This window comes from Actinomycetes bacterium (assembly GCA_036510875.1).
GTDB lineage: Bacteria > Actinomycetota > Actinomycetes > Prado026 > Prado026 > DATCDE01.
Genome location: DATCDE010000058.1, coordinates 1 through 11,836 on the forward strand (window position 1 = coordinate 1; position 11,836 = coordinate 11,836).

The window sequence follows — 11,836 nt, forward strand, 5'->3', positions numbered from 1 at the left end:
CCACGGCACCGGGGCCAAGGCCGGCACCACCCCGCGGGTCTGTCCGACCTGCGAGGGCACCGGCCAGACCAGCCGCAACGCCGGCGGGTTCGCGTTCGCCGAGCCGTGCCGCGCCTGCCGTGGCCGAGGGCTCGTCGTCGACGACCCGTGCCCGACCTGCCAGGGAAGCGGCCGAGGTCGGTCGACCCGCACCATCCAGGCCCGCATCCCGGCCGGCGTTCGGGACGGCCAGCGGATCCGGCTCAAGGGCAAGGGCGCGTCCGGTGAGCGCGGCGGCCCCAATGGCGACCTGTACGTCGTCGTCAAGGTCACGCCGCACCCGCTGTTCGGGCGGTCCGAGGACAACCTGACCATCACCGTGCCGGTCACCTTCCCGGAGGCCGCGCTGGGCGCCGAGGTCAAGGTCCCGACGCTCGGTGGGCCCCCGGTCACCCTGAAGATCCCCGCAGGCACGTCCAACGGGCGGACCTTCCGGGTGCGCGGCAAGGGCGTCGGGCGCCGTGACGGTACCCGCGGCGACCTGCTGGTCACCGTCGAGGTCGCCGTCCCGCAGCGGCTGGACGCCGACGCCACCGCGGCACTGGAGGCCTTCCGCACCGCCACCGCGGCGGAGAACCCGCGGGCCGGGCTGCTCGGGGGCGAGGCGCGATGAGCACCGCGTCCCGGGACTCCCGCGGGTTCGAGCCGTCCGAGGACAGCCCGGTCTACGTGATCAGCGTGGCCGCCGAGCTGGCCGGGCTGCACGCGCAGACCCTGCGCACCTACGACCGGCTCGGCCTGGTCTCCCCCGAGCGGACGCCCGGGGGCGGGCGGCGCTACTCCGCGCGCGACATCGCGCTGCTGCGCGAGGTGCAGGAGCTGTCCAACCAGGGCGTGAACCTGGCCGGCATCAAGTACATCCTCGACCTCGAGCAGGAGGTCGGCCGGCTGCGGCGCCGGTTGACCGAGCTCGAGTCCGAGCGCCGCAGCGGCGCCCTCGTCGTGTGGCGCCCCAACCGCCGTCCCTGACCCATCCAGGCATCTGACCGCCGGGAAGCCCCATGGATCTCACCACCAAGTCCCAGGAGGCGCTGGCCACTGCCCAGCGCCGCGCCGTCAGCGACGGCAACCCCGCGCTCGAGCCGGCCCACGTGCTGCTGGCGGTGCTCGAGGAGGCCGAGGGCATCGCCCCCGCCGTCCTCGCCGCGATCGGCGTCGACCGCACCCGGCTGCGCGCCGAGGCGGAGGCCGCCGTGGCTGCGCTGCCCAAGGCCAGCGGGTCGACCGTCAGCGCCCCGCAAGCGTCGGGCGCCCTTCAGCGCTCCCTCGCCGCGGCCACCGAGCGCGCCCAGGCGCGGGGCGACTCGTACCTGTCCACCGAGCACCTACTGATCGGGCTCGCGGCCGCCGGCGGCGACACGACCGACCTGCTGCGCCGGCACGGCGTGACCGAGCAGGCGCTGGTCGAGGCGCTGGAGCGGGTCCGCGGTGCGGCCCGGGTGACCTCGCCCGACCCGGAGGGCACCTTCCAGGCACTGGAGAAGTACGGCGTCGACCTCACGGCGCGGGCCCGCGAGGGGAAGATCGACCCGGTGATCGGCCGGGACGCCGAGATCCGCCGCGTCGTCCAGGTGCTGTCCCGGCGCACCAAGAACAACCCGGTGCTCATCGGTGAGCCGGGCGTGGGCAAGACCGCGGTCGTGGAGGGGCTCGCCCAGCGGATCGTCGCCGGAGACGTCCCGGAGTCGTTGCGCGGCAAGCGGTTGGTGGCCCTCGACCTCGGCGCGATGGTGGCCGGTGCGAAGTACCGCGGCGAGTTCGAGGAGCGGCTCAAGGCCGTGCTGGACGAGATCAAGGCCAGCGACGGCCAGGTGGTCACCTTCATCGACGAGCTGCACACCGTGGTGGGGGCCGGAGCGACCGGTGACTCGGCCATGGATGCCGGCAACATGCTCAAGCCGATGCTGGCCCGCGGGGAGCTGAGGATGGTGGGCGCCACCACGCTGGACGAGTACCGCCAGCACATCGAGAAGGACCCGGCGCTCGAGCGGCGGTTCCAGCAGGTCTTCGTGGGCGAGCCCAGCGTCGAGGACACCATCGGCATCCTGCGTGGGCTGAAGGAGAAGTACGAGGCGCACCACAAGGTGCAGATCTCCGACGCGGCCCTGGTGGCGGCGGCCACACTCTCCAACCGGTACATCACCTCGCGGTTCCTGCCGGACAAGGCGATCGACCTCATCGACGAGGCGGCGTCCCGGCTGCGCATGGAGATCGACTCGCGTCCCGTCGAGATCGACGAGCTGCAGCGGGCCGTCGACTGGCTGCGGATGGAGGAGATGGCGCTGGCCGGCGAGCCGGACGACGCGTCGAAGCAGCGGCTGGAGCGGCTGCGCCGCGACCTGGCCGACAAGCAGGAGCAGCTGGACGCGCTGAACACCCGCTGGGAGCAGGAGAAGTCGGGGCTGAACAAGGTGGGTGAGCTGAAGGAGCGGCTGGACGATCTGCGTGGTCAGGCCGAGCGGGCCCAGCGCGACGGTGACCTGGAGACGGCGTCCCGGCTGACCTACGCCGAGATCCCGTTGCTGGAGAGGGAGCTGTCGGCGGCCGCCGAGCGCGCCGAGCGCACTGACGCCGGCGCGGCCGCCGCCATGGTCAAGGAGCAGGTGGGTGCCGACGATGTCGCCGAGGTGGTCGCCGCGTGGACCGGCATCCCGGCCGGGCGGCTGCTCGAGGGCGAGTCGGCGAAGCTGCTGCGGATGGAGGACGAGCTCGGCCGTCGGCTGATCGGTCAGTCGGCCGCGGTGCGGGCGGTGGCGGACGCCGTCCGCCGGGCCAGGGCGGGGATCTCCGACCCGGACCGGCCCACCGGATCGTTCCTGTTCCTGGGCCCGACCGGCGTCGGCAAGACCGAGCTGGCCAAGACGCTGGCCGACTTCCTGTTCGACGACGAGCGGGCGATGGTCCGCATCGACATGAGCGAGTACGGGGAGAAGTTCTCGGTCTCCCGTCTGGTCGGCGCCCCGCCCGGGTACGTCGGCTACGAGGCGGGCGGCCAGCTCACCGAGGCGGTGCGGCGTCGCCCGTACTCCGTCGTCCTGCTCGACGAGGTGGAGAAAGCCCACCCCGAGGTCTTCGACATCCTGCTCCAGGTGCTCGACGACGGGCGGCTCACCGACGGCCAGGGCCGCACGGTGGACTTCCGCAACGTCATCCTGATCATGACGTCGAACCTGGGCTCGCACTTCCTGGTGGACCAGACGCTCAGCGTCGAGGCCAAGCGGGACGCCGTCATGGGCGTGGTCAACGCGACCTTCAAGCCGGAGTTCCTCAACCGGCTCGACGCCGTCGTCCTGTTCGACGCGCTCGGCACCGAGGAGCTCGGCCGGATCGTCACCCTGCAGGTCGAGCGGCTGGCCCAGCGGCTGGCCGACCGACGGCTGACCCTCGAGGTGACCCCAGCGGCCAAGGAGTGGCTGGCGCTGGCCGGGTTCGACCCGGCGTACGGGGCGCGGCCGCTGCGGCGGCTGATCCAGACCGAGATCGGGGACCGGCTGGCCAAGGCGCTGCTCGCCGGTGAGGTCCGCGACGGCGACCCCGTCGTGGTCGACGTCGCCGCCGACAACACCGGCCTGACCCTCACCCCGCGTCCCGCCTGACCCTCACCCCGCATGAGAGGTCCTTTCTGTGCGCACTGCCGCACAAAGCAACCCTTCATCCGGAGGCCGACGGCCGCGCCGTCAACCCGCGAAGGGCGGGTTTGTGCGGTGACGGCTACTGAAGGGGCCCTTCATCCGGGAGAGGGCCGTCTCTAGGACGGCGGGTTGTTTGCAGAAGGCCCAGCGGACCAGCGGGCGGCCGGCGTCTACGTCGTCGTAGAACACCTGGTGCGGGATCGCCACCACGCCGGCCAGCTCGGGGAGCGCCCGGCAGAAGACCATCCCGTCGTCCCACCCGAGCGGCCGGACGTCGGTCGTGACGAAGTAGGTCCCCCGCGGCACGAAGACCTCGAAGCCGAGGTCGACCAGCCCGGCGCACAGCAGGTCCCGCTTGACCCGCAGGTCGTCCCGCAGCCCGTGGAAGTACGCGTCCGGCAGGGCCAGCCCCACCGCGACGGCCGGCTGGAACGGCGCGCCGCTGGTGTAGGTGAGGAACTGCTTGACGCCCAGCATCGCCCCGACCAGGTGCTGCGGACCGGTGGCCCAGCCGACCTTCCAGCCGGTGAACGAGAACGTCTTCCCGGCCGAGCTGATGGTCAGGGTCCGCTCGCGCATCCCGGGCAGGGTGGCGATCGGCACGTGCGGCCGGTCGTCCTCGAAGGCCATGTGCTCATAGACCTCGTCGCTGACGACGGCGAGGTCGTGCTCGACAGCCAGGCGCGCGACCGCGGACAGCTCCTCGAGCGACAGCACGGCGCCGGTCGGGTTGTGCGGGGTGTTCAGCAGGATCAGCCGGGTCCGCGGCGTGATCGCCCGGCGCAGCGCGTCCACGTCCAGGGCGAACTGCGGCGGCCGCAGCGTCACCGGCACCCGGACACCGCCGGCGAAAGCGATGCATGCCGCGTAGGAGTCGTAGTACGGCTCGAGCGCGACCACCTCGTCGCCCGGGTCCACCAGGCCCAGCAGCGCCGCCGCGATCGCCTCGGTCGCGCCGGTCGTGACCGCCACCTCGGTGTCCGGGTCGTAGCTCAGGCCGTACCAGCGGCGCTGGTGCTCGGCGACGGCCGCGCGCAGCTCGGGGACGCCCGGCCCGGGGGCGTACTGGTTGCGTCCGCTGCGGATCGCCTGGACTGCGGCGTCGGCCACCTCGACCGGACCGTCGGTGTCCGGGAAGCCCTGGCCCAGGTTGATCGAGCCGGTCGCCGTGGCCAGCGCGCTCATCTCTTGGAAGATCGTCGTCCCCAGCCCGGCCAGCCGCAGGCTCTGCTCGCCGCTTCGCATCCGTGCCTCCCGTTCACCCCGTCGCCCCCGACCTGTCAGGGTGAGGACGACGTATAGCCCGTCCTCACCCTGACAGGTATGGCATGCCCACTGCACTCATCACCGGCGGGACCGCCGGGATCGGCGCCGAGTTCGCCCGGCGGCTGGCCGCCCGCGGCCACGACCTGGTCCTCGTGGCCCGCGACCTGGAGCGGCTCGACGCCACCGCGGCCGACCTCAAGCACCGGTTCGGCGGGACGGTCGAGGTGCTCCCGACCGACCTCGCCGAGCGCGAGCAGTGCGCCCGGGTGGAGGCGCGGCTGGCCGACCGGGACCGGCCGGTGGACCTGCTGGTCAACAACGCCGGATTCGGCACCGGGCACGGCTTCAGCCGGGGGCAGCTGGGCGACGAGGAGCGGCAGCTCGACGTGCTGGTGCGCGCGGTCCTGCGCCTGAGCCACGCCGCGGTGGGCGGCATGGTCGAGCGGCGGCACGGCGGCATCGTCAACGTGTCCTCGGTCGCGGCCTGGACGGCGACCGGGACCTACTCCGCCGCCAAGGCCTGGGTGACCACCTTCAGCGAGGGGCTGGACGCCGAGCTGGCCGGCACCGGCGTCCGGGTGGTCGCGGTCGCCGCCGGGTTCACCCGCACCGAGTTCCACGCCCGGGCCGGGATGGACATGCGCAGGGTCCCCGACTGGATGTGGCTGGACGCCGACCAGGTGGTCAGGGCCGCGCTCGCCGCCCTGGGCACCCGCCGGACCGTCGTCGTTCCCGGGCGGCAGTACCGGCTGCTGGCCGGACTGGCCCGGCACGCCCCGAGCCGACTGGTGGCCAGGGCGGCGCGCCCGAACGGGTAGCGCGTGGCGCGTTCGGCCCGATCGGTACGACCAACTCCGCCGGTGGGGTGGCAGACCCCCGACACCGCCCCCTAGTGTGACGAGCATCACGTCGAGCGACCCTCTCGGTCCGCCCGCTCTCCAGGCACCCCGGGCTGGGGTGAGCCGCAACCCGTGTGCCAGCTCCGCCTCGACCCTCGACCGGCCCGCCCAAGGAGGGCTCATGACCCGGATCGGCATAACCGTGGACGGCGTCCGCACGGAGGACGACGTCGAACCCCGGCTGTTGCTCGTGCACTACCTGCGTGACCGGCTCGGCCGGGTGGGGACCCCCATCGGCTGCGACACGTCCAACTGCGGTGCCTGCACCGTGCTCATGGACGGCGTCAGCGTGAAGAGCTGCTCCGTCCTCGCGGTCCAGGCCGACGGCTCGGAGATCACCACTATCCAGGGTCTCGCCGCCGGCGGCGAATGGCATCCGGTGCAGAAGGCGTTCCACGAGGAGCACGGGCTGCAGTGCGGCTACTGCACCCCGGGCATGGTCCTGGCCGCGGTCGACCTGCTGGCCAACAACCCCGACCCCAGCGAGCAGGAGATCCGCGAGGGCCTCGAGGGCAACCTGTGCCGTTGCACGGGCTACCAGAACATCATCAAGGCCGTGCAGTCGGCGGCCCGGCAGATGCAGGGGGCAGGCCAGTGACCGACACGATCGAGGCCGGCGCCAAGGCGGTCGGTGCGCCGCTGCGCCGCAAGGAGGACGCGCACCTGCTCACCGGGCAGACTAGCTGGACCGACAACCTGCAGCTGCCCGGGATGTTGCACATGGCCATGCTGCGCAGCCCCATGGCGCACGCCAGGGTCACCCGGGTGGACGGCTCGGCCGCGCTGGGCCGTCCGGGCGTGGTCGCGGTCTACACCGGCGCGGACCTCGGCTCCGTGTCGATCCCGTGTGTGTGGCCGGTGACGCCGGACATGGTTGCCCCCGCCTACCCGATCGTCGCCACCGACGAGGTGCGCTACGCCGGCGACGTGGTCGCGGTCGTCGTGGCCGACTCGAGCTACCACGCGGCGGACGCGCTCGAGGCCGTGGACGTCGGCTACGAGCAGCTGCCCGCCGTCGTGGACATGGAGGCCGCGCTGGCCGACGGTTCGCCGCTCGTGCACGCAGACAAGGGCACCAACAAGTGCTACTACTGGGAGTTCACCGGCGGCGACTACGCGGCGGCGGCGGCCAAGGCCGAGGTGATCGTCAAGCGCCGGTTCATCCAGCAGCGCCTCATCCCCACCGCCATGGAGCCCCGCTCGGTGGTGTGCTCCCCGATGGGGGCGAGCGGCGAGATCACGCTGTGGTCGGCCACCCAGATCCCCCACGTCCTCCGCGTGCTGCTCGCGCTGTCGACCGGGATCCCCGAGCAGCAGATCCGGGTGATCGCCCCGGACGTCGGCGGCGGCTTCGGCTCCAAGCTCGAGCTCTACCGCGAGGAGGCCATCGCCGCGCTGCTGGCCCAGAAGCTGGGTCGCCCGGTCAAGTGGACCGAGTCGCGCAGCGAGGGCTACGTGTCGACCATCCACGGCCGCGACCAGATCCAGGACCTCGAGGCGGCGGCCCTGCGCGACGGCACGCTGTTGGGGATCAAGGCCGACATCAAGGCCGACATGGGCGCCTACCTGCAGATCATCACGCCGGGCGTCCCGCTGCTCGGGGCGTTCATGTACAACGGGATCTACAAGATGGAGGGCTACCACTTCGGCGCCACCGGGGTGTTCACCACCAAGACGCCGACCGACGCCTACCGCGGTGCCGGGCGCCCCGAGGCGACGTTCGCCCTCGAGCGGATCATGGACGAGCTCGCGGCCGAGCTGGGCATGGAGCCGCTCGAGCTGCGCGAGAAGAACTGGATCAAGCACGAGGAGTTCCCGTACACCACCATCGCGGGGCTGGAGTACGACTCGGGCAACTACGAGGCCGCGACCGCGCGGGCCAAGGAGCTGTTCGACTACGACGGGCTGCGCCGGGAGCAGCAGGAGCGGCGGGACCGCAACGACCCGGTCCAGCTGGGCATCGGCATCTCGACGTTCACCGAGATGTGCGGGCTGGCGCCGTCCCGGATCCTGTCCGCGCTGAACTACGTGGCGGGCGGCTGGGAGCAGGCCACGGTCCGGGTGCTGCCCACCGGCAAGGTCGAGGTGGTCACTGGCAGCAGCCCGCATGGGCAGGGGCACGTCACCGCGTGGAGCCAGATCGCCGCCGACGCCCTCGGCGTCCCGTTCGAGGACATCCAGGTCATCCACGGGGACACCCGCAGCTCGCCCAACGGGATGGACACCTACGGGTCACGGTCCCTGGCGGTCGGGGGCATCGCGGTGCTGCGGGCGGCCGAGCGGGTCGTCGACAAGGCCCGGCTGATCGCGGCGCACCAGCTCGAGTGCGACCCGGGCGACCTGGAGTTCACAGGCGGCACGTTCCGGGTGAAGGGCACGCCCGGCGCGGAGACGACCATCCAGGCGGTGGCCTTCGAGGCGTTCACGGCGCACAACCTGCCGGACGGCGTCGAGCCGACGCTCATGGCCGACTCGACGGTCGACCCGGACACGTTCTCCTACCCGCACGGAACCCACCTGTGCGCGGTCGAGGTCGACACCGAGACCGGCGCCACCCGCATCCGCAACTACACCTGCGTCGACGACATCGGCAACGTCGTGAACCCGATGATCGTCGAGGGCCAGGTGCACGGCGGGATCGCGCAGGGCATCGCCCAGGCCCTGTTCGAGGAGGCCGTCTACGACGAGTCCGGGAACCTGGTGACCGGGACGATGGTCGACTACCTGGTGCCGTCCGCGGCCGACCTGCCGTGGTTCACCACCGACCGGACCGTCACCCCGGCCACCACCAACCCGTTGGGGGTCAAGGGCGTCGGGGAGGCGGGGGCGATCGCCTCCACCCCGGCGGTGGTCAACGCCGTCGTCGACGCGCTGCGCCCCCTGGGAGTCACCGACGTCCAGATGCCCTGCTCGCCGCACCGGGTGTGGAGAGCCATCCAGACGGCTACCGGAGGTGCAGCATGATCCCCGCTGGCTTCGACTACGTCCGGCCGAGCAGCGTCGAGGACGCCGTGGCCGCGCTCGCCGGAGGCGGTGAGGACGCCAAGGTCCTCGGTGGCGGGCAGTCGTTCCTGCCGCTGCTGCGGCTGCGGATGGCCTACCCGTCCCTGCTGGTCGACGTCGGCCGGATCGGGCAGATGCGCGGGATCCGGGACGATGGCGACGCGCTGGTCATCGGGGCGATGACCACGCACCACCAGGTGCTCACCGATCCGCTGGTCCGCGAGCATGCGGGCCTGCTCGCCGCCGCCACCGCGACGGTGGCCGACCCGGCGGTCCGGCACCGGGGCACCTTCGGCGGGTCACTGGCCCACGCCGATCCGGCGGGTGACCTGCCCGCGGTGGCCCTGGCCTACGGCGTCCAGCTGGTGGTCGCCGGCCCCGGTGGTCGTCGGACGATCGACGCGGCGGACTTCTTCGTCGACTACCTGCAGAGCTCGATGGCGCACGACGAGGTCCTGGTCGAGGTCCGGGTGCCCAAGCTGGGGGCCGGCTGGGGTTTCCACTACGAGAAGTTCCAGCGGACGGCGCAGGCCTGGGCGCTGGTCGGCGTCGCGGCGCTGGTCAAGCGGTCCAACGGGACGATCGAGGAGGCCCGGGTCGGGCTCACCAACATGGGCTCCACCCCGGTTCGAGCTGCCGCCGCGGAGGCCGCGCTGGCCGGGGCCAACGCCACGGCCGAGGCGGTCGCCGCAGCGGCGGCGCGCGCGGCCGAGGGCACCAACCCGAGCAGTGACCTGCACGCGGCCGCGGACTACCGTGAACATCTCGCCCGGGTGCTGACCCGTCGAGCCGTGGGGGCGGCCGCAGGGATCTGACCCAGCAACCAGCCGCGCCGGGCGAGCGACCCGTCCCCTTCGGGCCGCACGCCCGGCGCCCATAGCCAGAGGGGCTCCTCGATGCAGCTCGAGCACCAGTTCACCGTTTCGGTCCCGCGCGACCAGGCGTGGGACGTGCTCATGAACGTGGAACAGATCGCCCCGTGCATGCCGGGCGCGACGCTGGACTCCGTCGACGGCGACGAGTTCGCCGGCCGGGTCAAGGTGAAGGTCGGGCCCATCCAGGTCACCTACGCCGGCAAGGCGCACTTCGAGGTGGCCGACAAGGAGGCCGGACGCGCGGTGATCTCCGCCAGCGGCCGGGAGTCGCGAGGCAGTGGCACCGTCAAGGCCACGATCCACACCCAGCTGCACGATCAGGGCGACTCGACCCAGGTCGACGTGGTGACCGACCTGGACATCACCGGCCGGCCCGCACAGTTCGGGCGCGGGGTCATGGTCGAGGTGGGGAACAAGATCCTGGGCCAGTTCACCAACTGCCTCGAGGCGCAGATCCACGCCGGACAGACCGCCGCCGCGGCGCCCACGGAGGCAGCGCCCGGCGAGGCCGCCGCTGAGGGCGGCGCCCCCAAGCTCGCCGCGGTGCCTCCGCCGAGGCCGTCCGCGGAGGCCATCGACCTGCTGGAGACGGCGGGCGCCCCGGTGCTCAAGCGGGTCCTGCCGTTGGTCGGCGCGCTGCTCGCCATCTTCCTGGTGTGGCGGCTGGTGCGGCGACGCAGCCACTAGCGCGATGAGGCTGCTCGTCCTCGGCGGGTCGGTCTTCCTCGGTCGGGCCGTCGTGGAGGCGGCCCTGGCCGCGGGGCACGACGTCACCACCTTCAACCGCGGCCTCTCCGGATCGGACCACCCTGGGGGCGCGGCCATCCGTGGGGACCGGACCGACCCGGACGACCTGCGTCGGCTGGCCGAGGTCGAGCCCTGGCACGCAGTGATCGATACCAGCCCGCAGGTGCCCAGGGAGGTGCTCGCGGCCGCCAGGGCGCTCGGCGGTGTCGGCCGGTACGTCCTGGTGAGCAGCGTGTCGGTCCACCCGGGCTGGCCGGCCGGGGCCGTCGACGCGGCGTCCGCCACCTTCGACTGCCCGCCGGACGCCGGGCCGGACGACGGCCACTACGGGGAGCTGAAGGCGGGCTGCGAGCGGGCCGTCACCGAGGTGCTCCGTGAGCGGGCGGTCATCGTCCGACCCGGGGTGATACTCGGCCCGCGCGAGAACGTCGGGCGGCTGCCGTGGTGGCTCCGGCGGATGGCCCGCGGCGGGGACGTGCTGGCCCCGGGACGGCCCGGGGCGCCGTTCCAGGCGGTCGACGTCCGTGACCTGGCTGACCTGCTCGTCACGGCGGCGTCGCGCCTGGACACTCCCCGCGGACCGCTGGTCGCGCCCGGCCCGATCGGCCGCGACACCTTCGGCGGCTGGCTGGAGCTGTGCCGCGCCGCGGCGGGTCCGCAGGCCCGGCTGACGTGGGTGGACGACGACTTCGTCGCCGAGCACGGGGTCGAGCCCTGGGGCGAGCTGCCGCTGTGGCTGCCGCCGGGCCCAAAGACCTCCCACGCGTTCGACATGGACGGGTCGTCGGCGACCAGCTGGGGTCTCACCTACCGGGCGCTGGCGGACACGGTCGTCGACACCTGGGCCTGGCTGCGAGAGGAACCGGGGTACGCCGTTCCCGAGCGGACCGGCCTGGACCCGGTCAAGGAGCGGCTGGTGCTCGACGCCTGGTCGGCGCGCGGCTAGCCGCCGAGGCCGCGAGGCTGAAGGACGGTGCGCTTGTCCGGGACCACGATCGGGTCGAGCCCCTTGCCCACGATCGTGGTCTGGACCGGGCCTTGGCCCACTGAGTCCAGGGCCGCGAACACCTGCAAGGTCAGCGTGGTGCTCCGCCGCGGCGGCAGCGCCGTGTAGGTGCACACCGCGCCGGTGTCCGTGGCGGTGCAGGTCCACCGGGACTGCTCGCCGTCGAACCCGGGGATGGCCGAGCGAAGCGTGATGCCGGGCGGCAGCACGATGGTGGCGCTCAGGGTCGGCGACGCCGAGTTGCTGTTGTTGGCCAGGGTGAACCCGATCCAGCCGTCCTGGCCCGCGATGAGGTCACCGAAGTACCCAGGCACCGTGGCGACCAAGGAGTCGGAGGGCGTCGGCGTCGGCGTGGGCGTCGGGGTCGGC

General features: G+C 72.9%; 11 protein-coding genes. 9 read left to right on the forward strand and 2 right to left on the reverse strand.

The window, feature by feature from the left end; all coding sequences use genetic code 11:
* The 3 genes from VIM19_03230 to clpB form a co-directional block, all read left to right on the forward strand.
* The coding region (locus tag VIM19_03230; protein ID HEY5183922.1) for a DnaJ C-terminal domain-containing protein at positions 1 to 652 on the forward strand (652 nt) is incomplete at its 5' end.
* Positions 649 to 1,008 (forward strand): helix-turn-helix transcriptional regulator, encoded by a 360-nt coding sequence (locus VIM19_03235; protein HEY5183923.1) that lies wholly within the window; start codon positions 649 to 651, stop codon positions 1,006 to 1,008. The genes VIM19_03230 and VIM19_03235, both read left to right, overlap by 4 nt.
* 32 nt (positions 1,009 to 1,040) lie before the next feature.
* Entirely contained in the window at positions 1,041 to 3,635 is a 2,595-nt protein-coding gene (clpB, locus tag VIM19_03240) for an ATP-dependent chaperone ClpB (protein HEY5183924.1), read from the forward strand.
* A gap of 81 nt (positions 3,636 to 3,716) precedes the next feature.
* On the opposite strand, the gene VIM19_03245 is transcribed toward clpB, so the two are convergent.
* Positions 3,717 to 4,916: a pyridoxal phosphate-dependent aminotransferase gene (locus VIM19_03245; GenBank protein ID HEY5183925.1), complete on the reverse strand. Its 1,200-nt coding sequence runs from the start codon at positions 4,914 to 4,916 to the stop codon at positions 3,717 to 3,719.
* Between the two features lie 83 nt (positions 4,917 to 4,999).
* Here VIM19_03245 and VIM19_03250 point away from each other — a divergent pair, with 83 nt between their 5' ends.
* From VIM19_03250 to VIM19_03275, 6 genes are all read left to right on the forward strand, one after another.
* Positions 5,000 to 5,755, forward strand: a complete 756-nt coding sequence (locus VIM19_03250) for an SDR family oxidoreductase (GenBank protein HEY5183926.1) — start codon at positions 5,000 to 5,002, stop codon at positions 5,753 to 5,755.
* 202 nt (positions 5,756 to 5,957) lie between these two features.
* Positions 5,958 to 6,434 (forward strand): (2Fe-2S)-binding protein, encoded by a 477-nt coding sequence (locus tag VIM19_03255; protein HEY5183927.1) that lies wholly within the window; start codon positions 5,958 to 5,960, stop codon positions 6,432 to 6,434.
* Positions 6,431 to 8,800, forward strand: coding sequence for a xanthine dehydrogenase family protein molybdopterin-binding subunit (locus VIM19_03260; protein HEY5183928.1), 2,370 nt, complete (start codon positions 6,431 to 6,433; stop codon positions 8,798 to 8,800). Before VIM19_03255 ends, VIM19_03260 begins: the two co-directional genes overlap by 4 nt.
* Positions 8,797 to 9,654, forward strand: coding sequence for a xanthine dehydrogenase family protein subunit M (locus tag VIM19_03265; GenBank protein ID HEY5183929.1), 858 nt, complete (start codon positions 8,797 to 8,799; stop codon positions 9,652 to 9,654). The genes VIM19_03260 and VIM19_03265 overlap by 4 nt, the downstream gene beginning before the upstream one ends.
* A gap of 81 nt (positions 9,655 to 9,735) precedes the next feature.
* Positions 9,736 to 10,401, forward strand: a complete 666-nt coding sequence (locus VIM19_03270) for an SRPBCC family protein (protein HEY5183930.1) — start codon at positions 9,736 to 9,738, stop codon at positions 10,399 to 10,401.
* Positions 10,402 to 10,405: 4 nt separating this feature from the next.
* Positions 10,406 to 11,407 (forward strand): NAD-dependent epimerase/dehydratase family protein, encoded by a 1,002-nt coding sequence (locus VIM19_03275; protein ID HEY5183931.1) that lies wholly within the window; start codon positions 10,406 to 10,408, stop codon positions 11,405 to 11,407.
* Here the strand turns inward: VIM19_03275 and VIM19_03280 are convergent.
* A partial coding sequence (locus tag VIM19_03280) for a hypothetical protein (protein ID HEY5183932.1) occupies positions 11,404 to 11,836 on the reverse strand: 433 nt, incomplete at its 5' end. The two genes, VIM19_03275 and VIM19_03280, sit on opposite strands and share 4 nt — an antisense overlap.